We start from the raw sequence: 23,147 nt of genomic DNA on the forward strand, positions 1-23,147 counted from the left end.
TGGATGAGCGAGCTCACCGAGGGCATGCGCTTGGCGTTCCTTACGGTGATGGTCCCTGGGATGCTCTGGGTGGATCGGCGGTGGGATCGGCCGGAGGGGCGGATCCCGGCACCGATCGCCCTCACCGTGTTGGGAGCCGGGTTGGGCTTGGCCCTGATCACACGGGACTGGACGGGCTTGATCCTGTGGCCCGCTTTCTTCTTGGGCTGGCGGGCCGGTGGGGTCGGCGCAGGGGATGCCAAGGTCTGGATGGGGCTGGCGGCGGCAGGCGGGATCGGGCCTTCGGCGGTGGGTCTGGTGGCCCTGGTGGCGCTGGCCCGCCTGCGGGCCTGGCGGATGGGCTGGGGATGGCGGGCGGGGCTCGCCCCGCGCGTGCGCGTCCCCATGTCGGCCCCAACCGCCGGCTGGGCGCTGGCGGCCGCCCTGACCCGGATCGCTTTCGGAGGATAAAGGCGACAGGGCATGGAGCGACGGGACGAGATGTTCAGAGATGTCACGCGGAGCAAGAGAATCCTCCTGTTATTCGTCCTCATTGGGGGGATCACCCGATTGCTCCCGGTGGTTCCTTCCTCCGTCCGGGCCCAGTCGGGCTGGGTCGACGTGTTCTTCGACGACTTCAACGGGAACACCGGGTGGAGCATCTACCAGTTCGGAGGCGGGGATGAGATCGCCTTTTCATCAGACGGCGGGGCAACGGTGATCCGGGCCGACAACGCCTCCGCGGACGGCCCGGGGCGGGACGATTACTCCGGCTTCGCTGCCCGCTCCGTCTCCATCCCCGCCGCCTACTCCGACTATGCCGTCGAGGTCCGCCTGCGCTTCCCCGAGCGCACGCCATTCGGAATGCTGCTCTCCGTGGGGACCGGCACGCCGGCCGGCTGCTCCGGCGGCGCTTACTGGTCCTTCGTGGAGGACATCCTGCGGATCCACGCCAACAGCAGCGGCGCCCAGGTGGCGGTCTTCGAGGGGGACGTTTACGCTCCGCCGTCGCCGGAGGCCTTCTTCACGGTCCGGCTGGAGGTCTACGGCTCCTCCGGGATATGGATGCTCCTGATGGATGGAACGCCGCGGGCCTCGGGGGCGATCCCGCCGGGGGCGGGGCGGCCCGGGGGGATCCACATCGGCAACTACCGTTATGGGTGTGCCTTCTGGGGGAACTGGACCAGCCTGCACGTGGACTACGTGCGGATCCAGGGCTATGCGGCGCCCACCCCGACCGCGACATGGACGCCCACGCCGACGCCGACCTTCACGCCGTCGCCCACGCCCACGGATACGCCTACTCCTACGCCTACAAACACGCCGACTCCCACGCCCACCAACACGCCCACGCCGACGCCTACAACGACGAACACGCCTACTCCCACGCCTACGGATACGCCGACCCCCACGCCGACGAACACGCCGACGCCTGCGGCAACGCCGACCTCCACCTTCGCGCCGCCTCCGCCTCCGCCGCCGCCCACGGAGACGCCAACGTCCACGCCGACGGCCACGAGGACGTCCGCTCCGACGCGGACCCGCACGCCGACGCCGACCCCGGTGCCCACGGAGACGCCCCTGCCTTCGCCCACGCCGACGGCGACGGGGACGCCGACGCCGACGCCGTCCCCTCCGCCCGCGCCGGCGCCGACGCCTTCGGCGATCTGGGGGATCGTCTTCCTGGACCGGGATGGGGACGGCCGGCTGGACCCCGACGAGCCCGGGATCCCGGGGGCTGTGGTGCAGGTGGAGGAGCAGATCCGGATCACCGGGCCCGACGGGCGCTTCCTGCTGCCGCCCGGCTCAAAGGCAGCGCTTTTGCGCCTTCCGGTTGCGGGGCGGCTGACGGTGGCGGACGGGGTGGTGTTCGGGGTGCAGCCCCTGCGGCGGCCCCGGTGGCTGCTGGGGCTGGGGGTGGGGATGCTGCTGCTGGCGCTTTCCTGGGCCTTCAATCCCTGGGCGCGGGAGCTGCGGCGGCTTTCGGAAGACCTGAAGGGGCTGGCGAAGTTCTTTCTAAAGGCATTCCACGAATGATTCGTGTGGCACCTTCGATTCGGGGAGGCGCGCGATGACCGAGGGGGATCTGGCTCTGGGGATGCTGCTAATTTTCGGCTTTGCCCTGCTGGGGTTGGCCACCACGTGGGGCTGGGCCCGGAACGCCCGGGAGACGCGGCGGATCCGGGAGGCGCTGGAGGCCTGGGCGCTGCAGGAGCTGGCCCGCCGGCGGGAGCAGGAGGCCCGGGAGATCCGGCCGCCGGAGGACCTGCGGGGGTATCTGGCGGATCTGCTGGCCCGGGCCGGGATGGAGGGGGTGCGGGTGCAGGAGGTGACGCCGCTTCCGGGAGGTCCGGGCTTCCGGGTGATTGCGGACGGGAAGGCCTGGATCCTTTCGCCACATCCGCCGGGGCGGGGGGAGGGGGTCGTCCTGGATGCGCTCACCACGGGGGACCGATGGGCGGCGGAGCGGCTGCGGCGGGCCCGGATGGCGGCCGAGCCCGGCCTGGCCGTCCCGCCCACGGAGCGCTGGTGGCTGGCGCCGGAGATCCGGACCTTCGCGCCCCGGCGCAACGGACGGCGGTTTTCCATCCCCTTCACGCTGCCGCGGTAGACCTCCCGGAGATGAGGGAAGCGGGGGAGCGAGGGAGCCAGGAGCGTTCGCCTCCGCACCTTTCCAGGATCTTGAAGGAGAAGGCTTTATGGGCTGGGTGGAGCGGGATGGGAAAGAGATGCTGGACCCGGAGGCCCCGGTGCAGCGGATCTGGCCGGGGTTGCGGCGGTTGCCGGCGACCCCGATGGGCCTCCCGGAGCCTCCGGAGCTCCCTTCGGTGCCTCGGGCCCCCGAGCGGCCGCCTTTCTACCTCCACGCCCCCTGGGCGCTGATGGCGCTGGTCTACGGGCTGGTCGGCCCCCTGACCGGTATGCGATCCAGCTGGGTCTCGCTGCTCTTCCTCCCTCTGGCCCTGGGCTCCTCCTTCCTGGCCGCCGAGATCCAGCACCGGTGGAGTCTCTCCCGATATCGCCGGGAGCTTCAGGAGACCCTGGCCCGCTCAGAGCGGCGGCTTCGTTGTTTCCTCGAAGGAGTGGAGGCATGGCGTCAGGCAATGGAGGCCTGGGAGCGCACGCTCTTCCCTCCGTGGGAAGATCTGGAGGCCCGGCTGCGAAGCGGATCCGATCTCTGGTTCCGCCGGCCGGAGGATCCCGATTTCCTGCACGTCCGGCTGGGGCTTACCACCGAACCGCTCCGTCCCCCTCAAGGGCGCTGGTCCTCGCTGGACCCTGAGGAGGTGCCGCCGCCGTTGCGAGGGGCCGCTCACGCCGTCCGGTCGATTGCAGAGATGCGCCGGGAGGTCCCCCTCGGGCTGGACCTCCGCCGCCCGGCAGTGCTTCGGGTTTTCCCGGGACAGGAGGGAATCCTCCGGCGGATCCTCCTGGAGGTGGCGCTTGCCCATTCCCCCAGCGAGGTGGGGCTCTTCGCCGCCCTCGCCGATCCGGAATGGTCCTTCCTGCGCTGGCTGCCCCACACCGGGGAGGAACGGGAGGGATGGGCGGATGGACCCGCCGCGGTCCGGGAGCGGATCTTCGAAGAGTTCTATCGCCGACGGGGACGGGGAGAAGGGATCCTCCCTCGCATTCTGCTGTTGCTGGACGCGGACGCGCTGGGGGATCCCCGGCTGGGGGAGCTGCTCCGGGAGGGCCCTGTCCGGGGCATCCACCCGGTTTTGATCCTTTCGCCGGGGGAGCCGGTGCCGGGGGAGGTGCGAACCGAAGCTGTCCTGTTCCCCGGGGGTGGGATCTGGATCTCCCATCGGGATGGGGGGCCGCAGGAGGGACGGGATCCCGGGCCTTTTCTGACCGCGGGGCACGCGGAGGCCCTTGCCCGGCGGTTGGCCTCGCTGCGTCCGATGGGCATGCGTCCCTCGCCCCGTCCGGTGCCTGCCCCCGCCCTGTGGGGGATCCAAGCGCGGGAGACGGCGCCGGAGGATATCCAGCGCCTCCGGGCCCTTCGCGGAAAGGCCCCCTCCCTGGCGGTCCCGCTCGGAACTGAGGAAAGCGGGGAGCCCTTTGTGCTGGATCTGCACGACCGCGCCCACGGCCCCCATGCGATGGTGATCGGGGCCACCGGGTCCGGCAAAAGCGAGGCCCTGCGCACCCTGGCCCTGGCGCTGGCCCTCCACTTCCCCCCGGAGCGGGTGCAGCTGCTGTTCATCGACTTCAAAGGGGGCGGGGCCTTCGCGCCCCTGGAGGGGCTGCCCCACTGCGTGGGGCTGCTCTCCAACCTGGACGCCCGGGAGGCCGCCCGGGCCCTGCGGACCCTGGAGGGGGAGCTGGACCGGCGGCAGCGGGTCCTGGCCGCGCGCGGGGCGGATCATGCCGACCAGATTGGGCTGCCGCATCTGGTGGTGATGGCCGACGAGTTCGCGGAGATGCTGGAGGCGATCCCGGACGGGATGGCCCGCATGATCCGCCTGGCCCGGCTGGGCCGCAGCCTCGGGATGCATCTGGTGCTGGCCACCCAGCGGCTGGGGAGCGCGGTGCCGGCGGATCTGCGGGCGAACCTTCGGGTGCGGATCGCCCTGCGCTGCGAGACCCCGGACGAATCCGCCGCGGTGATCGGGCGGCCGGACGCGGCGTATCTGGTCGGCTCCGGGTGGGCCTTCGTCCAGGTCGGCCAGAACGAGGTGTTCCGGCGGATCCGGGTGGCCTATGTTTCGGGGCGGAGTCTCGGGGCCCGGGAGATCCTCTGGATGGACCCCGTGGATCCCGCCCGGCGGCTGCGGCGGGAGGTGATCGGCGGCGAGGCGCGGCGGGATCTGGACGTCCTGGTGGAGGCGCTCGCCCGGATGGACCCTCCGGCCCCGCGGCGGACGCCCCCGCCGCTGCCGGCCGATCCGGGCTTCCCGGAGGGGGAGGGGGAGCATGGGATCGGGATCGGGGTGGCGGACTACCCGGAGATCGGCGAGATCCGCTGGATCTTCCTCACCCCCTCGGCGCCGGACTGGCGGCTGGTGGGGCAGGCGGGGACGGGGAAGACGGCGGCCCTGATGGCGGCGGCCGCCGCGGCCGCCCGGGCGGGCCGGCGGGTGGCGGTGGTGGATGGGGACGGCGGGTGGAAGGAGTGCCCATGGGTCCTTCGCGTTCTCCCCGAGGACCGGGAAGGGCTCCGCCGGTTGCTTCGAACGCTCTCCACCGATCCTTCCCCTACCGTTCTCGTTCTGGATGGCGTGGAGCGGATCCCGGAAGCGGCGATGGGGGAGCTGGAGCCGGGGCTGGAGGGCCTGACGGGACGGCCGGAGCTGTGGATCTGGACGGCCTCCCGCCGCGAGCTCCCCTTGCGTCCCTTGAGAGGCCGTCCGGCAGTTCGGGTGTTCCTCGCGCTGGATCCTCCGGAGTGGGAGGCCCTCATGGGGCGGCGCCCGATCCCGGAAGGTCCCTTTCAGGGCTGGCTGGCCGACGGAGAGGGGGGACGGGAGATCCGATTGCGACGGGCCATGGGGCCGCCGCCTCCTCCCGCTCCGCCGCTGGCCCGCTCCTGGCTCGGGCGGTGGTCGGAGCTCCCGCTCCCCACCCGCACGGAAGAGGGGTGGTGGTGGCCCCTGGGCTGGCGCGATCTCGACCTGGAGCCCATAAGCGTCCTGCTCTCCCCCCGTCGCCCGGCGTTGCGGATGGCCCCCGAGCTGGTGGCGGCCCTGGATCCCTTGCGGCGTTCCTTGTCCCGCGTGGCGGGCGCCGGGATCGCCCTTCGGACCTGGGATCCGGAGGGGGACCTGGAGGAGATCCCGGCGTTGAAAAGCCTCCCGGATCCCCAGAGTTTTCTGGAGGAGCTGGGGCGTCTGGAAGCGGAGGGGATCCCCTGGCTGGCGGTCCTCCCGGACACCGACACCTTCCGGATGCGCCTGGGTTATACCGGGGAGATCCCGCCTCCCCTTCGCCGGCCCCGCTGGGGCGCTTACCTCCTGGTCGGGCGAGAGCGCCTGGAGCTGCGGGCCTGGACGTTGAGCCGCTCCCCGGAGGAACGTCCCTCCCAACCGTCCATCGCAGCGGATCATCCCGGGCTGGCCTGGCTGAGCGCCCCCGGGGAGGGCGAATGGATATTGCTCCCATTGGGCGAATAGCAAGCGTTTGGAGTCTCCCCGCCACGGAATTCGAGACTGCGGAGGAAACGATGCGAAGGATCCGACAGATGCTTCCCCTGTTAATCGGAGTCGGACTGGCCCTGGTCGTGGCCGTGATCGCCCGCACGTTCGCGACCATCGGGGTCCCCCGGACGGTGTCGGTGGCGGTCGCTGCGATCCCGCTGCACCCAGGCCGGGTGATCCAGGAAGGGGATTTGCGGACGGTCACGGCCTATGAGAGCCCCGCCCTCTCCGGGATGATCCGCGAAGAGGAGATGCGGGGGCTGGCAGGGGGGACGGTGGTGATGTTCGTCCCGGCGGGAGCCATGGTCCCACGGACCGCCATCGTCCCGCCCCGCCAGATCACCGCGCCGGGCCGCCTCTCGGCCCTTCTTCAGGAAGGCGAGCGGCTCATGGTCCTGTCGGTAGGCGGTCGGGTCAGCGGGCCGCCTGTGAGCGCCCTGCGTCCCGGGGACTGTATGGACCTTGTCGCTTTCTTCCGAGAGACAGGGGCGTCGACCAGGCCGGCCGCGTCCCTGAGCCCGGAGGAAGCCTCATCGCCCGCCTCCTCCCTTGCGGCGACCCAACCGATCACCCCACCGACCCGCCCGCTGGCGAAGTGGATCGCCCGGGTGGTGGTGCGCTCGGTGCTGGGGATCAGCGCGCCGTCGACGAGGTCGGAGGCCGGGGCAGTCGGCGGAGGCGGAGTGAGCGCTTCCGCATCCTCCGGCGGGTCCCCTCAGGTGCTGGTCGCCATCCCGGAGGCTGCGGCGGAGGGGATCGCTTACGTCCTGGGGTCCGCGGAGCAGGTGCATCTGCTGTTGGCCCCGCCGTGCGCCCGGGCGGAGATTCTACCTTCCTCCGCCTTCTCCGAGGGGGACCTGCAGGAGTGGGTCCGATCCGGGCGGGCGGAGGCGGGGCCGCCGGCCTTCTTCCTCCCGATCTCCTCCACCCTGCCGACGAAGCCGAGCGGAGGTGCGCCATGAAGGTCGTGGTGCTGGGGACCCTCACCGGGATCGCCGGTTCCATCGCCAACCGGCTTGCCGCCCTGGGCCACGAGGCGATCCCGCTGCCCGGCCAGCAGCCTCCGGAGATCCTCATCGGGTTCCATCCCGAGCTGCTGGTGGTGGTGGCCTCGGAGACCGGCATGGAGATCGCCGTGGTGGAGCGGGTGCTCAAAGACACCGGGGCTCCCGTTGTGGCGGTGGCCGCGGCGGGGGATCCCTGGCTCCTCTGGGCCGAGGCGCGGAAGTTCCCCGTCCTCTCCCCGGAGCGGGCTGCGGAGGAGCTGGCAGGCCGCCTGAGCCAGCTGGTGGAGCAGGCCCGGGCGGGGGATCGGGAGCGCTACCTGCAGCAGCTCTACCGGGGCCCGGTGATCGTGGGGACGGCCCCCCGGGTGATCGGCTTCGGGGGCCCGAAAGGGGGGACCGGGAAATCCTCCCTTGCCGCCAACGCCGCGGCCCTGCTGGCCGCCCTGGGCGTCCCCATCTGGGTGTTCGACGCGGAATCCGACACCCGGGGCAACATGGTGGATTTCTTCCGTCTGGGGGAGGAGAGCACCGTTTATTCCGTGGTGGACCTCGCCGCGGCCGGGCCGCCCCCGGCGGCGTCCCCGGGGATCTTCCAGCCGGGCGCTCACGTGCCGACTTTCTGGACCTCCGTGCCTTCCCCGAAGGGTGTGCGCTGGGACCTTCGCCTGACGGCGGGGGTCCTGGTGGTGGACCAGATCCTGGGGGAGCGCTCCGGCCCGCTGATGGCCCGGGCGGCGGACTGGCTGGAGTTCGGGGTGCGACGGGCGGCGAGCGAGGGCTACACGGTGATCCTGGACTCCGGCAACAACTTGTTGAGCCCCCTCTCCCTTCGCGCCCTCAACATCGCGGATGTGCTGTTCATCGTCCTGGAGCCGGAGGACACCGGGTTGATCGCTGGGGCCTCCTGGCTGGCGGCGGTGTATCGGATGGCCGGGCCTGCCGCCTTCGAGCGGATCCGCGTGGTGTTCAACAAGGTGCGTGCGGAGAGCGGGGATCTCCTGGTGAGCCGCCTGCGAGATCATGTGGAGGCCATCCTTCGTCAGCGGCTGCCCCGGGCGCTTCCCGTTCGCGTCCTGCCGCTACTGGATGTGGACGTCGCCCGCGCCCAGGCCAACCTGAGGCTGGGGGTGGAGTTCCTGGCGGCGCTCCAGGCCCTCACCCAGGGCCGATACGCGGCGGAGACGGCTTCGTTCGCCGAGGCCCTGCGAGGCATGCTGGCGGAGTTCTTTCCGGCCATCGCCCAGGCGGCCTCCTCCCGCCCCGAGCCCCGCGGCGGCCTGCGGCTCCCCTGGCGCCGGTGAAAGGTTCGGCTCCATCACAGCCAGCCCCGTCGGCGGAAGAAGAGCGCCAGGCCGGCGCTGATCCCTGCCATCATCAGGAGGGCCATGGGATACCCCCATGGCCACTCCAGCTCCGGCATGTAGCGAAAGTTCATCCCGTAGATCCCGGCCACCAGGGCGTTGGCCATCAGGATGATGGAGGCGATGGTGAGGACTTTGACGATCTCGTTCAGGCGGTTGGACTGCAGGGAGAGATAGCTCTCCAGGGCTCCTGAGAGCATGTCCCGGTAGAGATCGATGCTCTCGATCAGCCGGACCAGCCGGTCGTAGAGGTCCTGGAAGTAGGCCATGTCCTCCGAGCGGAAGACGGGGAGCTCGTGCCGCAGCAGAAGGTTGATCACCTCGCGCTCCGGGGCCACCACCCGGCGCAGCTCCAGCAGGGTCTTGCGCATGCGGAAGATCGCCTCCACCAGATGGCCGTCGCCTCCCGCGAACATCCGTTCCTCCAGCTCCTCCACCTCCTCCGCGATCCGATCCAGGGCCGGGAAGTAGCCGTCCACGACGGCATCGAGGAGATCATAGACCACGCTCCCGGGCGTGGGCACCCGTTGTCGTTCCGGACCCTGCCAGCGAGCGATGACCTGCTCCACCTCCGGGATCGGCTGGGAGCGGATGGTGACCACATAGCGAGGGCCGGCGAAGATGTGGAGGGGGCGGAGGGACAGCCCGTCCTCCGTCTCATATCCCACCGCGTAAAAGGCGATGAAGTAGTGATCGGGGTAGGCATCTACCTTGGGCCGCTCCCGCGCCCGAAAGGCATCCTCCAGGGCCAGGGGATGGAACCCGAAGGCCTCCCGGAGCCGCTGGCGATCCGCCTCCTCCGGGGGACACAGGTCCAGCCAGAGGAAGCCGTCGGAGCGGGCGAGGAGGGCCGGGATGGCCTCCTCCCTCGTTGAAACCTCTGCGCCTCCCCCTGGGATCACCCAACGGATGCTCATGCGAGGATCCTCATCGCGTTTCGGGCGTGAAGGGAGCCCTTCACGAGAGGTGAGGCCCACGCATCGCCTGGCCTACCACCTCCGCGATGGCCCGGAGGGCCTGATCGATGTCCGTGTCATCGATCCAGTAGTGGGTCACGGCCCGGAAGCGCCGGGGACCCCAGCGCAGGATCCTCACCCGGCGCTCGGCCAGGGCGGCGAGGAACGCCTCCTCCGAGAGCGACAGCTGAGGGTCCAGCTCGAAGATCACGATGTTGGTCTGCACCCGATGGGCTTCGATGCGGATCCCGGGGATCTCCGCCAGGCCCTCGGCCAGGCGCCGGGCCCGCCGGTGATCCTCCGCCAGACGATCCACCATCGTCTCCAGGGCGACCAGGCCGGCGGCGGCCAGCACTCCGGCTTGCCGCATGCCTCCGCCCACCATCTTGCGCACCCGGCGGGCCTCCCGGATGAACGCGGCGGGCCCACAGATCAGCGAGCCCACCGGCGCGCATAGCCCTTTGCTGAGACAAAAGGTCACCGTGTCCGCATGCCGGGCCAGCTCCGCCGCCGGCACCCCCAGCGCCACCGCCGCGTTGAAGATCCGGGCGCCGTCGATGTGGACGCGCAATCCATGCCGGTCGGCCAGGGCCCGCACCGCCTGGAGATAATCCGGCGGCAACGCCGCGCCCATGCAGCGGTTATGAGTGTTCTCCAGGGCGATCAACCGGGTCCGCGGATGATGCACATCCTCCGTCCGGATGGCCGCCTCGATGTCCTCCAAGCGTATGGTCCCGTCGGGCTGGTTGGGGACCGGGCGCGGGTGGATGCCGCCCAGGGCGGCCATCCCGCCTACTTCGGAGAGGAACGTGTGGGCCTGATCCCCTACGATCACCTCATCGCCCCGGCCGCAGTGGGTGAGGAGGGAGACCAGGTTGGCCATGGTGCCGCTGGCGACGAAGAGGGCGGCCTCCTTCCCCATCCGCTCGGCGGCCACCTCCTCCAGCCGCCGCACCGTCGGGTCCTCCTCAAATACGTCATCCCCCACCTCCGCCCGGGCCATGGCCTCCCGCATGGCCGGCGTGGGATGCGTCACCGTGTCGCTGCGCAAATCGATCCATCCGTCCAGCATCTTCCCCCTCGTTCGCTTCAGATGGGACTCAATCTCCCAGGGAACTCCTCGGATGACGCAAGAAGTCGCGGCTGAAGCCGCTCCGACAACAACGATTGTAGGCCGAAATTCATTTCGACCGCTATCCCGGGCCGGTGAGGGGCTTTTGTCTCCAACCGCGATCTCTTCATGCGGATGGAGATTCCTCAGACCTCCGGGAGGCGTCCGTCCGCTGGCGGGCCAGCAGGCGGCTCTTTTTGATCCACGGATATCGATCGATGACATGGGCGCGCATGTAGCGCCCCTTGGATTCCGCCCGCAGGAGGCCTGCGAAGACCTCCGGCGGCACCCCGTAATAGAGATAAACCCCCTTGTTGAAAGCGACCTCCAGGATCCTCTCCTCGGGGTGATAACGCACCGCGCTGATCATGCTGGAGTCCACACCGATCCATCCCGAAGGGAGGCGCTCCGCTTCGAGGGGAAGCCCCAGGGCCTCCAGCAACGGCCGCCACTTCCGCAACGGCGCGATGGAGAGCGTCCCCTCTCCCCCGCGCACCTCCAGGCGGACGGAGAGATCCGGCGATTCCCTCCACCGCAGACGGAGCGCGTCAGTCTCGGGATCGTATTCCACCCATTGCCCGGTCTCCATCTCCTCCCTCCTTTCGCCTCACACGCCGCGCATCCCCCGGCGGACCCGTTCCCGAACCTCTTCGTAGAACTCCACCACACGGCGGGCAATCTCGTCCCAATCATACTGGCGGGCGCGCTGGCGGCCGGCGGCGCTCATCCGCGCCCGCAGGGCGGGATCGCGCAGCAGCCGCAACAGGGCCTCCGCCAGGGCCTCCGGGTCCTCCGGGGGAACCAGGAAACCCTGCACGCCGTCCTCCACCACCTCGTTATAGCCCGGGATATCGGTGGCGACCACCGGCACCCCCGCCGCCATGGCCTCCAGGAGCACGATGCCGAAGCTCTCCATCCCAATGGAAGGGGCGCAGAACACGGTGGCCGCCCGATAGTAACGGGGCAGCTCGGCGTCCGGCACGTAGCCGATGAAACGAACCTGGCGCAGGCGCAGCGCCCAGGCCTGGGCCACATAAGGCGCCTTCTCCGCCTTTCCGAAGGCCCCCACCACCAGCAGCCGGGCCTCTGGACATGCGGCCTGCACCCGGGCGAAGGCCTCCAGGAGATAGCGCAATCCCTTGCGCCGCTCCAGACGCCCCACGAAGAGGACGGTGGGACGGCCGTCGTCGAAGGGCTCAGGGGGACAAAGGGCGGGATCGGCGAAGCGGGCATAGTCGATGCCGTTGGGGATGACGACGTAATCCGCCGGGAAGTAGCGCATGTGATACTGCCGCGCTGCCTCCGAGACCGCGATGCAGCCGTCCAGCCGCTTGAAGAACCGCCGCAGCAGCGGCTTGCCGTAGTAATACGTCCGGCTCACCTCCCGATAGGCGTGGAACGTGCCCACGGCGATGGCCTGAGGGACCAGATCCCGGTGCCGCAGGACCGCGAGGGGGAGGGCGGGGGTGAGGGGTTCGTGCAGGTGCAACACATCGTAGGCGCCGGACTGCAGGATACCTTTGATCCGGCGGTAGAGGCGCGGCGAGAGGGTGATCCGGGCGATGGAGCCGGCGAAGGGGAAAGCGATCACCGAGGCCGAGGCGTTGATGAACCCGTCCCCGCTGGACCGTCCGTCGGAGGCCGGCGCGATGATGTGGGCCTCATGGCCCAGGCGCTGCAGGCTCCGGGCCAGATGGGCGATGTGGTTGTTCACCCCGCCGGGCACGGCGAAATCGTAAGGGGACACCAGGGCGATGCGCATGGACGGCGGCCTCCAGCCCCGCCGGTCGGACGGCAGTCCCATCCCCTCAAGCGCGCCGTTCCCCCGGCCGGATCTGCCAGATGGGAGTGGTCAACACCCACTGCTCGGGAGCCTCCCGCAGGACCCCGGCGAAGATCTCCAGGACCCGGGCGATGAGTTCGTCCCGAGCCTCCGTGGACCTCCCGGATGGCCAGAGGGGAGGCCAGACCCGCAAAGAGACCCCCTGGGTCTCCCGCCGGGCGAAGGCGGGCAGCACCGGAGCGCCCTGGCGGACCGCCAGCTCGGCGTAGCCGTCCGGCAGCCATGCCTCCGCCCCAAAGAAAGCATACACCCGACCGCTCCCGGTGGTGTCGCGGTCCAGGGCCAGGGCGACGATCCCTCCCTGTCGGAGGGTGCGGAAGACCTCCCGGAGGGCCCCATCCGCCGGGATCAGCCGGAGGCCGTGGGCGCCCCGCAGCCGGCAGAGATAGCGGAACATCGCGGGCGGGCGCACCGCCTCCGCGACCGCGAGGGCCGGGAAGCCGCTGGCCCCCAGCAGCTGCAGCCCCCACTCCACGCAGCCGTAGTGCGCGCTCACCACGATCCCGCCCTGGCCCGCCCGCACCGTTTCCTCGAGATGCGCCCATCCCTCCACCCGGATGGAGGAGAACCAGGCCCTCGGCGGACGGTGGGGGGCCTGGAAGAGGTCCACGTAATTTTGCCAGAGGAGCCGGAAGGCCCGGCGGGCCGTCCGATGCACCGCCGGGTCCTCCGGCGAGACCCCCAGCACGTGAGCCAGGTTATCCCGCAGGCCGGCCGTGGCGGGCAGGATGGGATAGCACACGTCGGCCAGGCGTGCGGCCAGCATATAGGCGAAGCGGGGCGGCAGCCGCCCGGCCGCCGCCCCGAGGCCCCGAAAGAGGAGATACACCGCCCAGGCCAGCGCCTCAGACCCCGCGTCCCGCAATGAAATCCTCCACCATCTGCCGGGCGATGTGGTCAGGGAACTGGCGAGGAGGCGATTTCATGAAATACGCCGAGGGGCCGATCAGCGCCCCCTTGAGCCCGCGGTCGAGGGCGATCTTGGCGCAGCGCACCGCATCGATCACCACCCCCGCCGAGTTCGGGCTGTCCCACACCTCCAGCTTCGCCTCGAGGGAAATGGGCGCCCCGCCGAAGGTGGTCCCCTCAATCCGGATGTAGCACCACTTGCGGTCCTGCAGCCAGGGGACGTAGTCGCTGGGGCCGATGTGGATGTTCTCCGGCGGGAGCTCGTAGGGGATCAAGCTGGTCACCGCGCTGGTCTTGGAGATCTTCTTGGACTCCAGCCGCTCCCGCTCCAGCATGTTCAGGAAGTCCGTGTTGCCTCCGAAGTTCAGCTGATAGGTCCGCTCCACCCGCACGCCTCGTTCGATGAAGAGCTGGGTGAGCACGCGGTGGAGGATCGTCGCCCCCACCTGGGACTTCACGTCATCGCCGATCACCGGGAGGCCGGCCTCCTCAAACCGTTGCTGCCAGTAGGGCTCCCGGGCGATGAACACCGGGATCCCGTTCACGAAGGCGCAGCCCGCGTCCAGCACCTGCTCCACATACCATTTGGTGGCCTCCTCGCTGCCCACGGGCAGGAAGTTCACCACCACGTCGGTGCCCGTGTCCTTGAGGATCTTGACGATGTTGTCCGTCGGGCCGGGGGCCTTGCGGATGATCCCGGAGAGATAGCGGCCGATCCCATCGTGGGTCATGCCCCGATAGACCTTCACCCCCAGCCGGGGCACGTCGGCGAACTTCAGGGTGTTGTTGGGCGGGGTGAAGATGGCCTCCGAAAGATCTTTCCCCACCTTGTTGACGTCGATGTCGAAGGCCGCCGTGAACTCGATGTCTCCCACATGGTAAGGGCCCAGCCGCACGTGCATCAGGCCGGGGACGAAGGCGTCGTCGGGGGCGTTCCGGTAATACCACACGCCCTGGACCAGGGCGGAGGCGCAGTTCCCGACGCCGATGATGGCCACGCGCACCTTTCGATCCGCCACGGTGGAACCTCCCGCAGGTGAGGATGGCTCATTTGCATTACTTTAGCCGAGCTGTCTCCCCTCGCCAAAAGCAGCGCCCCGACGCGGGCTTGCCCCGGCGGCGGAGTTCCCCAATGATGAGAAGTCAGAAAGGGGAGGATGGGGGAGGTCCGATGCGGTTGCCTCGCGCATGGTGGGTGGTCGCCAGCGCCGCGGCCAGCGACTGGCACTGGCGGGACTTCTTCCGGGATCCGGCCGAAGAAGGGCGCAACTGGGGCGGGCGGGAGTGGATCCGTTCGCCTCTCTCATGGGCCCGCATCCGCGAGATGCGTCGAGGGGATATCGTGGTGGCGTATCAGGCGGGAGAGGGAGTGATCGGGCTGGCCCGCCTGGCCTCGGACGGCTATCCGGAGGTCCCCGGCGGGCCTTACGACACCTTCGACCTGGCCCCCGCTCCCGTCCTCTTGCTCCACGAGCCCATTCCCCTCGCCCTGATCCGCCAGCTCCCCGGGGCCCGATCTCACTTCGAGTTCCTCCGCCTCCATCACGGCACCGTCTTCCGGATCACACCCGAGGGGCTGGAGGCTCTCCTCCGGCTGATCCGGGCCCTGAACCCCGAGCAGGCTGCGGATCTGGATGCCTTCCTGCGAGACTATAATTGAGGTGCTCCACGGATCATTCGTGTGAGCCTTCGTAAGGAAGGAAGAGCGCAACGGTTCGAAAGGGGCGTCGGAGAGGGAGGGATGTGCGGCGGCCTCCAGTCCGGGAAGGGGGAGATCTGGCATGCTGGATTGGCGGCAGGTGAGCGTGTATGTGCAGGAGCTGGCGGATTACGCGGGAGAGCGCCTGCGCGCGCATCCCCCCACCCTGCGCTATGCGCTGAGCCTGCTCCACCGGTTCTCCGAGGATCTGGACCGGTTGGGGCGGCTGGCCCGGGAGGCCCAGCGATTCGGCTGGCGGGGCGCCTTCCCGGGAGGCGAGCCCCTCGCGGCCCGCTTCCCGCTGCCCCCGGAGCAGCCCCAGGCCCTGGTGATCGCCGCCGACGGCTCCCAGATTTACCCGGATCGCCACGGGACGGTGCCTTATTTCGTCCTCAACATCGGCCTGATCGAGATGCGCGCCGGCTCCGGGGCTCCCCCGCAGACCCGGCATCACCTGGTGTTCTGGTATCGGGAGGAGGAGCTCTTCACCGACGACGGGGAGATGCGGGCGCTTAACGACCTGGAGGCGGAACGGGACATCCAGGAGCTGGAGCAGCTGGCGGCGGCGATGGCCGCCCGGGCGGCGGATCCCTTCGGGCCGCCGGTCGGCCTGGCGGACGGCCTGTTGCTCCCCTGGGCCCTGGCCCGCGGTGAACCCTTCGCCGGGCTCCCCCCCGAGCGCTATCGGGAGCTCCTCGGCCGGGTCCTCCGCGCCCTGGAGACCGCGAAAGGGACGGGCGGCGCCATCGCCGGATATGTGGACCGGCCCACCGGCCATGCGGTGCTGCGGCTGCTGGCCCTGGGTCTCCTGGAGGAGCTCTCGCGGGAGAAGATCGCCGATTACCCCTTCGGGCAGCTGCGGGATCGCACCCTCTTCGCCGAGCTGTTGGAGCCCGGGGAGCGCTCCGCCCTCTTCGCCCTGAGCTGGCCCATTAACGAGCGCCTGGGCCAGGAGGGGCACCGCCTGCTCTTCTTCTACGTGAACGTGGGGACGCCCGGTCGGCCCCACTTGGCCCGGGTGGAGATCCCGGAATGGGTGGCTCAGGATCGGGAGCGGCTGGACCGGTTGCATCGGACGATCTGGGACCAGTGTCGGATCCTGGCGGAGGCGCCCTATCCCTATCTGCTGACCCGGGCTCACGAGCTGGCTCGCATCCGCTCGGAGGAGCGGGCGCGCCTGGAGCAGATGATCCAGGAGGCGCTTCTGCGCCGCGGCCTCCGACCGATGATCTCCGCAAAAGCCCAGCAGAAAGAATGGCTACGGTGAGGAGGATCGGAGATGGCCAGCCCGGGAGCGCATCCGAGGAGCTCATCCGGCCCCGCTTTCATCGGTCGCGTCATCGAGGCCAGCGCCCGGGCCTTCCGCGTCGGCTGCCGGCTGACCGCCGATGACATCCCCGCCTTCGGCTCCTTCGTCCAGACCGCCCGGGGGGAGACCACCATCATCGGCGTGATCTACGACCTGGTCCTGCAAGGCGATGAGCTGACCCGCATGGTGGCCCTGCAGGAGATCCCGCCCCAGGAGATCCAACAGGACATGATCGAAAACCGCAACATCCCGGTCCAGATCGGGGTGCTCATCCTGGGCTATCTGCGGGAGCGAGGGACCGCCTATGGGATCCCACCCCAGCCTCCCGCCTTGCTGGAGCCGGTTTACGCATGTCTTCCATCCCAGATCCATCGCTTCACCGAGCGGCCGGATTTCCTGCGCACTCTGGTGGAGGCCCGGGAGGCCTCCGACGACGTGGTGGCGGCGGTGATCCGCACGGCCGCCGAGGCACGTTCCGGGCCCGCCCGGCGGGACTTCGTGATCCAGGCCGGCCAGGAGCTGGTGCGGTTGCTGGCCGACGAGCCGATCCGTCTGGCCCAGCTCCTGCGCCGCATCCGCGCCGCGGTGGAAATCGGAGCGCCTTCATGAGCAGCCCACGAATCATTACGCGGAGCACCCGGACAAGCGCCCACGGTCTTCTCCGCTCCGGGAGGGGTTGACACCTGCGGGCGTCTTCGTCTCTAAAGGGGAGGATCTCGGGGCACCCCAGCCGTCGAAGACCGGCTGGGGACCCCGCAAGGAGGATCGGCGTATGGCCTGGCCACGCGAAGGGATGGAGCGTTCCCCGAATCGGCCCTCCGAGAAGGAGGCGCGCCGGCTGGGACGGGTGATCGGGGGCTCTCTCTCCGAGGGGCTGGTGGTGAAACTCGACCCCCGCATCGCCATCGAAGGGCTGGCGGTGGGACGCTACGTGGTGATCCACGGATACCGGCGGCGTTTCTTCGGGATGATCACCGACATCCGGCTGGACAGCGCCAACCCGGATCTCGCCCGCATGCCCCCGGATCCCGATGATCCGCTGATCCGGGATATGGTCTCCGGGATCGGGGTGTTCGGGCAGATCCACGTGCAGCCCATGTTGCTTCTGGAGGAGGGGGATCCCCTCCCCCGGCCGGTGAAGACCGTCCCCGCTCACTTCGCCCCGGTCTATGAGGCCACCGAGGAGGAGGTGCACGCCATCTTTCGACCCCGTCGGAAGGAAGGGGAGGACCGCTATTTCGTGATCGGGGAGCCCCTGGACATGCCGGGGGTGCGCATCCCCCTGAACCTGGATCGTCTCGTCGAGCGCTCCAGCGGCGTCTTCGGGAAGAGCGGCACCGGAAAGACTTTCCTGGCCCGGCTGCTCCTGGCCGGGGTGATCTACCACAACGCCTCGGTGGCCTTGATCTTCGATATGCACAACGAATACGGATGGAGCGCGCCGGGGGAGGGCGGGCAGGTGCCGGGCCTGAAGCAACTGCCCGGATGCTTCTCCCGCGTGGTCATCGCCACCCTCGATGAGGAGTCCTCCCGGCGCCGGAACAGCCGCTACGACCTGGTGATCCGCATCGGCTACGATCAAATCGAGCCGGAGGATGTGGAGCTGTTGCGCGGCGTCATCGGCCTCTCCGAGGTCCAGATCGGCGCCCTGTATATGCTGCGGCGGCGGCTGGGCCGGGACTGGCTGCGCATCCTCCTGGAGGAAGAAGAGGCGCCGCCCGTGGAGGACGAGGAGGGAGGCGGAAGCCCTCTGGCCGAGCTGGTGGAGCGGGACCTGATCACCAGCAGCACCCTGGGGGCTCTCCAGCGCAAGCTGGGCCTCTTCCACCGGTTTCGGTTTCTGATCCCACGGGCTCCGGAGGACGCGGCCCAGGCGGTTCTCTCCCGATTGCTCCAGGGCCAGAGCGTGGTCCTGGAGTTCGGCCGCTACGGCAACGACATGGCGGCCTACGTGCTGGTGGCCAACTACCTCACCCGCCGCATCCACGCCGAATACGTCCGGCGGAAGGAGATGGCCCTGGGCGACCCGGGCCAGGAGCCCCCGCACCTGGTGATCGTCGTCGAAGAGGCCCATAAGTTCCTCCAGCCCGGCATCGCCGAGCACACCGTGTTCGGGACCATCGCCCGGGAGCTGCGCAAATACAACGTGACGCTGCTGATCGTCGACCAGCGGCCCAGCCAGATCGACGGCGAGGTCCTCTCCCAGATCGGCACGCGGGTGCTGTGTCTGCTGGACCACGAGGAGGATGTGCGGGCGGCCCTCTCCGGGATCTCGGGGGCCTCCCGGCTGCGGGAGGTGCTGGCCCGCCTGGAGACCAAGCAGCAGGCCCTGTTGCTGGGCCACGCCGTGCCGATGCCGGTGGTGGTGCGGACCCGCGACTACGATTCCTCCTTTGTGGAGGATCTGGCGCGGAGGGAGGGCGACAGGCCGCCGGATGTGGTCGAGAAATACTTCAGGGCGATGCGGGATGAAGATTGATCCCGCTGACCGAGACGGAACCCTCACCTTCCAGGGGACGTCTCTTGGATGCCCGGCATCAGGCGGGTGAATCTTTCCCCTAAGAGGCTTCGAATGAAGATAGGGCAGAGGCGCTGGATGCTGCTCGCAGGGGTGCTGCTGGGGGTGATGGGCGCGTGCGCGCCGGCCCGCCCAGGGATTTCTCCGCTGGAGGGCTTCTCGCCGCTTCCTGCGCCGGCCGAACCCACGCTCGCTCCGGGCGCCCCGGGAGGATCCATCGTGGAGCCGCAGCTGGAGGCGCTGGTGGAGCAGGCTCGACAGGATCTGGCGGCTCGCCTGAGCCTGGATCCTGAGGAAATCCGGGTGATCGAGGCGCGGGCGGTGACCTGGCCCGATAGCAGCCTGGGATGCCCCGAGCCCGGGCGGATGTATCTGCAGGTCCTCACGCCCGGCTATCGGATCGTCCTGGAAGCGCAGGGACGGCGATACGCCTATCACGCCGGTCGCGGAGGCTCACCCTTCCTGTGCCCACCCGACCGGGCCCGGGAGCCCCTCGAGGGCCCATGATCCCGATCCGAGGAGCGGGCGGACGCTGAAAGGGTCCGCCCGGTTTATTCCTTCACGCCTCCCAGGGTTAGACCGGAGAGCAGCCAGCGGGAGGAATACAGGAAGAGCAGGGTCACCGGCACGGCCACCAGGATGGAGGCGGCGGCGAACTTCCCCCATAACACCGTGTATTGCTCGGTGAACGTCCACAGCCCCAGCGGCCAGGTATACATCTCCCGCTTGTTCAGGATGATGCGGGCGACGATGTATTCGTTCCAGCTGCTCATAAAGTTGAAGAGGAAAGCGATGGCCAGGGCGGGCGTCGAGAGGGGGCGGATGATATGCCACAGGACTCCCAGGCGGGAGGCGCCGTCGATGAGCGCGGCCTCCTCCAGATCGCGAGGGATGGTGTCGTAGTAGCCTTTCAGCATCCAGATGCTGAAGGGAACGGCGGTCACCGAATACGCGATCACGATCCCGAGGTAGGAGTTGATCAGGTTGAGGCGGGCGATCATGATAAAGAGGGGCAGCAAGAGCATCGCCGCCGGGAACATCTGGGTGCTCAGCAGGAAGATCAGCCCGGCATCCCGCCCGGGGAAGCGGAAGCGCGAGAAGGCATAGGCAGCCGTGGCGGAGAGCAGCAGCCCCACGGTGGCCGTGGTCACCGTGATGAGCAGGCTGTTCCAGATCCAGAGGTAGAACTCCGTCGGACGCCCCGGACGCCCCACCAGCAGCTCGATGTAGTTGGCCAGGGTGGCGTCCTCCGGGATGATGGCCAGGCTGGTGGTCAGCAGCTTGTTGGCCGGCCGCAGGGAGATGGTCACCACGCGCAGGACCGGATAGACGGCGATCAGACAGGCCATCCACAGGGCCATGTGGATGAACAGGCGCTTGATCGGGCTATCCCCCCGGGGGCGCCGGAAGAGGGCCCGCACCCGAAGCCGGGGCCACGCTCGGGCCGGCGCCGCCGCAACTTCAATCGCCGAAAGGGAGAACTCCTCCCGCTTCATTCGTAAACCCCCCGCAACCCCTTCGTGATCCGCAGGTAGAGGATTGACCAGAGAAGCAGAATGAAGAAGATCACCAGGGCAAAGGCCGCGCTGAACCCGTAGCGGTAAAACTGGAAGATCGCCTTGTAAAGCGAGGAGACCAGGATGTCCGTCTTCTCCTGCGGCCCTCCCTGGGTCACCAGGAAGATCACCTCGAACCGGTTGAAGGTCCACACGGTCCCCAGGATGGTCGCCGGCACCAGGACCGGGCGCAGGAGCGGCAAGGTGATGTGGCGGAACTGCTGCCACTTGCTGGCGCCATCGATCTCCGCCGCCTCGTAATATTCCTGGGAGATGCTCTGCAAACCGCCCAGGATCACCACCATCATGAAGGGGATCCCCAGCCAGACGTTCGTCATCACCACCGAGATGAACGCCCAGGTGGGATCCTGCCGCCACGGGACCGGATGGACGGCCTGGGAGAGCCAGGCGAAGAGGTTATAAATCAGCGGAAGGCTCTGGGTCTGGGCCGCCAGGTCCGTGAAGAACTGCTGGAGGTTTCGGAGCATGATGTTGAAGAACCCATAGCGGAAATCGAACTCGTTGCGCCAGGCCATGGCGGTGATGGTCGAAGGGACGGCCCAGGGCAGGATCAGAATGGTCCGATACAGGCCCCGCAGCCGCATGGGGCGGTTCAGCAGGAGGGCCAGGTTCAGACCCCCGGTGACGTGAAGGGAGACGTTGATCACCGTCCAGAGAACAGTCCGGCCGAATACCTCAAAGAACGTGGCGTCTTTCGCCACCGGGCCGGTGAACACCTTCATGAAGTTTTCGATGCCGTAGCGCAGCCCGAACTCGGGGTTCTGGGCGGTATACATCGCCATGTTGGAGAAGGCGAGCCGGACCTCATACAGGAAGGGGATCACGATCAGGAGGCTGATGCCCAGCAGGGCGGGCAGGATCAGCACATAAGCCAGGCCCAGGCGCGAGGGGCGCGGCTCGCCGGTCAGGTAGATCCACGCCTCCAGTGCGAGCACCAGGGCCCCGGGGAGGAGGAAGCGCCATGGGTTGGGGACGGCCGCCGCCCAGGCGGCCCAGAGGCGCTCCGGGAGGGTGGTCAGCGGGGCGAGGCGCAGAGCAGCCACCCAATCGGCAATCAGACCGATCTGCTCCAGGAAGCGAAGGATCACCAGGATCAGCAACCCGGCGAGGCCGATCTGGACGCTCCGGGCGAACACCGCAGCCGGGAGCGTTCGGGGCCGCCGGAAGAAGAGCAGATAGGCGTATCCTTCCAGAAGCAGAAGGACCAGGGCGATCGCCAGGATGAACCCCAGGACCTGGCTCAGGGAACGGATCATAATCTGAGGGGTCAGGGCCCCCATCGCTCCTTCCTCCCACGCCGGATCTGCGTGGCGTCCGGCGAGAAAAGGGCGGGGGAGCCAGCCGGCCCCCCCGCCCCTGCAGGATTTACTTCTTCCCCAGCTCGGCTACGCACTGGTCGGCGGCCTGCTGCATCGCCTTGGCCGCGTCGGCCGGCTTGAGCGTCCCGGCCATCACTCCCTCCAGGTTCGGGCGCATCGCGTCCCAGGCGCAGCGCATCTCCGGGGCCGCCGGCATCGGCTTGCCCAGGAGCAGCTGCTCAAAGGAACCCTTCAGGATGGGATCCTTCTGGATGGCCGGATCGTCCTTGAGGGCCTTCAGGGAGGGCAGCCGCTTGAACTTCTCGATCCACTTCTTCTGAACATCGACCGAGGTCATGTAGGTCACGAAGGTCCGCACCGCCTCCAGCTTGGCGGGGTCGTTCAGGACGGCCTTGGAGACCATCCAGTATTTCCCGCCGGTCATCGGGGTGGGATATTTGCCGGTGGCGGTGACCTTCGGGATGGGCGCCACCCCCAGTTTGTCGCCCAGGACCTGCGCGTAGCCCCCCAGGGACCAGTCGCCGTTGATGATCATGGCCGCCTTGCCCTCCTTGAAGAGGGTGTCGGCGCAGTTGTAGTCGCACTCCTGGGGCACCACCTTGTGCTTGAACTTCAGGTCCTGCACGAACTGGAGGGCCCCCACCGTTCCTTCGTTGTCGAAGGACGGCTTGTCGTTCTCATCCAGGGGCCAGGCCCCGAAGGCGCCCAGCCAGGGAGCCAGCCAGAAGGGCTCGTTCAGGTTGTAGGCGAAGCCCTGAACCTCGCCCTTGGTGAGCTCCTGGGCCAGTTTGATCAGCTCGTCCGTGTCCTTCGGGGGCTCCTTGACCAGGTCCTTGTTGTAGAGCAGCATCAGGTGGTTGCCGTAGTTATCGGGCACTCCCCAGATCTCCCCCTTCACCCGGGTGGCGTTCAGGGCCTCAGGGATGAACTGGTCCAGGAAGGCCTTGTCGAAGACGTCGGTGGCCTTGGCGATGATCCCCAGGGCGCTGAAGGGCCCGGCGAAGTCGTTCGGCACCCGGACCAGCTCGGGGGCTGCCCCGGCCAGGCTGGCCGCCTGGAACTGATCGCGCAGCTCCTCGTTGCCGTAGTGCACCCGCTCCACCGTGATGTTGGGATGGGCCTTCATGAAATCGGCGACCAGCTCGTCAAGGAAAGCATCCACCTCTTCGTTCTCCTGCTCCCAGAAGGTGATCTTCACCTTCGGGGCCGCGGTGGGGGTGGGGGCTGGCGCCTGGGTCGGCTGAGGGGGCTGTGTCGGCGCCGGCGCCGCCGTGGGGCTGGGCGTGGCCGCCGGCCCGCAGGCCGACAGCAGCAGGCCCGCCAGAACGAGGGCCGCCATCACCACGTAGAAACGTCGCGGAACCATCTTCCACCTCCCTGTGAAAATCTCCCGTCTCAGGGACACCCCGAAGGGCGCCC

20 protein-coding genes are annotated in these 23,147 nt (G+C 68.9%); 11 read left to right on the forward strand and 9 right to left on the reverse strand.

Annotated features, from left to right (window positions below; translation table 11 throughout):
* The first annotated feature begins 3 nt into the window (after nucleotides 1–3).
* The 6 genes from KNN16_RS12455 (at nucleotide 4) to KNN16_RS12480 (ending at nucleotide 8,427) form a co-directional block, all read left to right on the forward strand.
* Nucleotides 4–450 (forward strand): hypothetical protein, encoded by a 447-nt coding sequence (locus tag KNN16_RS12455; RefSeq protein WP_303897268.1) that lies wholly within the window; start codon nucleotides 4–6, stop codon nucleotides 448–450.
* Nucleotides 451–549: 99 nt separating this feature from the next.
* Nucleotides 550–2,016, forward strand: a complete 1,467-nt coding sequence (locus tag KNN16_RS12460) for a hypothetical protein (protein ID WP_303897270.1) — start codon at nucleotides 550–552, stop codon at nucleotides 2,014–2,016.
* A 34-nt stretch (nucleotides 2,017–2,050) separates the two neighbouring features.
* A complete protein-coding gene (locus tag KNN16_RS12465) occupies nucleotides 2,051–2,590 on the forward strand; it encodes a hypothetical protein (RefSeq protein ID WP_303897272.1) in 540 nt (179 codons plus the stop codon).
* 88 nt (nucleotides 2,591–2,678) lie between these two features.
* Entirely contained in the window at nucleotides 2,679–6,095 is a 3,417-nt protein-coding gene (locus KNN16_RS12470) for an FtsK/SpoIIIE domain-containing protein (RefSeq protein ID WP_303897275.1), read from the forward strand.
* 50 nt (nucleotides 6,096–6,145) lie between these two features.
* Nucleotides 6,146–7,081 carry a hypothetical protein gene (locus tag KNN16_RS12475; RefSeq protein ID WP_303897278.1) on the forward strand — a complete coding sequence of 312 codons (936 nt, stop codon included), beginning with the start codon at nucleotides 6,146–6,148 and terminating at the stop codon, nucleotides 7,079–7,081.
* The gene (locus KNN16_RS12480; protein WP_303897279.1) at nucleotides 7,078–8,427 is read left to right on the forward strand and encodes a hypothetical protein; all 1,350 of its coding nucleotides are present in this window, start codon (nucleotides 7,078–7,080) and stop codon (nucleotides 8,425–8,427) included. Before KNN16_RS12475 ends, KNN16_RS12480 begins: the two co-directional genes overlap by 4 nt.
* Before the next feature lie 14 nt (nucleotides 8,428–8,441).
* Here the strand turns inward: KNN16_RS12480 and corA are convergent, their stop codons facing one another.
* From corA to KNN16_RS12510, 6 genes are all read right to left on the reverse strand, one after another.
* Nucleotides 8,442–9,404, reverse strand: a complete 963-nt coding sequence (corA, locus tag KNN16_RS12485; protein ID WP_303897281.1) for a magnesium/cobalt transporter CorA — start codon at nucleotides 9,402–9,404, stop codon at nucleotides 8,442–8,444.
* Nucleotides 9,405–9,444: 40 nt separating this feature from the next.
* On the reverse strand, nucleotides 9,445–10,515 hold the full coding sequence (gene ltaE / locus KNN16_RS12490) for a low-specificity L-threonine aldolase (RefSeq protein WP_303897283.1): 1,071 nt from the start codon (nucleotides 10,513–10,515) through the stop codon (nucleotides 9,445–9,447).
* A 166-nt stretch (nucleotides 10,516–10,681) separates the two neighbouring features.
* Nucleotides 10,682–11,143 carry a KTSC domain-containing protein gene (locus KNN16_RS12495; protein ID WP_303897285.1) on the reverse strand — a complete coding sequence of 154 codons (462 nt, stop codon included), beginning with the start codon at nucleotides 11,141–11,143 and terminating at the stop codon, nucleotides 10,682–10,684.
* 18 nt (nucleotides 11,144–11,161) lie between these two features.
* Nucleotides 11,162–12,316 (reverse strand): glycosyltransferase family 4 protein, encoded by a 1,155-nt coding sequence (locus KNN16_RS12500; RefSeq protein ID WP_303897287.1) that lies wholly within the window; start codon nucleotides 12,314–12,316, stop codon nucleotides 11,162–11,164.
* 46 nt (nucleotides 12,317–12,362) lie between these two features.
* A complete protein-coding gene (locus tag KNN16_RS12505; RefSeq protein ID WP_299286374.1) occupies nucleotides 12,363–13,262 on the reverse strand; it encodes a lysophospholipid acyltransferase family protein in 900 nt (299 codons plus the stop codon).
* Nucleotides 13,243–14,325, reverse strand: coding sequence for an inositol-3-phosphate synthase (locus KNN16_RS12510; protein WP_299286376.1), 1,083 nt, complete (start codon nucleotides 14,323–14,325; stop codon nucleotides 13,243–13,245). Before KNN16_RS12510 ends, KNN16_RS12505 begins: the two co-directional genes overlap by 20 nt.
* Before the next feature lie 152 nt (nucleotides 14,326–14,477).
* Between KNN16_RS12510 and KNN16_RS12515 the strand changes: the two genes are divergently transcribed.
* The 5 genes from KNN16_RS12515 to KNN16_RS12535 all read left to right on the forward strand — a co-directional run bounded on the left by KNN16_RS12515 (nucleotide 14,478) and on the right by KNN16_RS12535 (nucleotide 19,339).
* Nucleotides 14,478–14,966, forward strand: coding sequence for an EVE domain-containing protein (locus KNN16_RS12515; protein WP_303897289.1), 489 nt, complete (start codon nucleotides 14,478–14,480; stop codon nucleotides 14,964–14,966).
* Nucleotides 14,967–15,087: 121 nt separating this feature from the next.
* A complete protein-coding gene (locus KNN16_RS12520) occupies nucleotides 15,088–16,272 on the forward strand; it encodes a DNA double-strand break repair nuclease NurA (protein ID WP_303897290.1) in 1,185 nt (394 codons plus the stop codon).
* Nucleotides 16,273–16,284: 12 nt separating this feature from the next.
* Nucleotides 16,285–16,923 carry a hypothetical protein gene (locus tag KNN16_RS12525; RefSeq protein WP_088570379.1) on the forward strand — a complete coding sequence of 213 codons (639 nt, stop codon included), beginning with the start codon at nucleotides 16,285–16,287 and terminating at the stop codon, nucleotides 16,921–16,923.
* A 163-nt stretch (nucleotides 16,924–17,086) separates the two neighbouring features.
* Nucleotides 17,087–18,793 (forward strand): ATP-binding protein, encoded by a 1,707-nt coding sequence (locus KNN16_RS12530; RefSeq protein WP_299286388.1) that lies wholly within the window; start codon nucleotides 17,087–17,089, stop codon nucleotides 18,791–18,793.
* 93 nt (nucleotides 18,794–18,886) lie between these two features.
* Nucleotides 18,887–19,339, forward strand: a complete 453-nt coding sequence (locus KNN16_RS12535; RefSeq protein ID WP_303897292.1) for a hypothetical protein — start codon at nucleotides 18,887–18,889, stop codon at nucleotides 19,337–19,339.
* A gap of 44 nt (nucleotides 19,340–19,383) precedes the next feature.
* Here the strand turns inward: KNN16_RS12535 and KNN16_RS12540 are convergent, their stop codons facing one another.
* The 3 genes from KNN16_RS12540 to KNN16_RS12550 form a co-directional block, all read right to left on the reverse strand.
* Nucleotides 19,384–20,328, reverse strand: coding sequence for a sugar ABC transporter permease (locus KNN16_RS12540; RefSeq protein WP_303897293.1), 945 nt, complete (start codon nucleotides 20,326–20,328; stop codon nucleotides 19,384–19,386).
* On the reverse strand, nucleotides 20,325–21,689 hold the full coding sequence (locus tag KNN16_RS12545) for a carbohydrate ABC transporter permease (protein ID WP_303897294.1): 1,365 nt from the start codon (nucleotides 21,687–21,689) through the stop codon (nucleotides 20,325–20,327). The genes KNN16_RS12540 and KNN16_RS12545 overlap by 4 nt, the downstream gene beginning before the upstream one ends.
* 85 nt (nucleotides 21,690–21,774) lie before the next feature.
* Nucleotides 21,775–23,094, reverse strand: a complete 1,320-nt coding sequence (locus KNN16_RS12550; protein ID WP_303897296.1) for an extracellular solute-binding protein — start codon at nucleotides 23,092–23,094, stop codon at nucleotides 21,775–21,777.
* Nucleotides 23,095–23,147 lie beyond the last annotated feature (53 nt).

It is taken from the genome of Thermoflexus hugenholtzii (assembly GCF_018771565.1).
GTDB classification, from domain to species: Bacteria; Chloroflexota; Anaerolineae; order Thermoflexales; family Thermoflexaceae; genus Thermoflexus; species Thermoflexus hugenholtzii_A.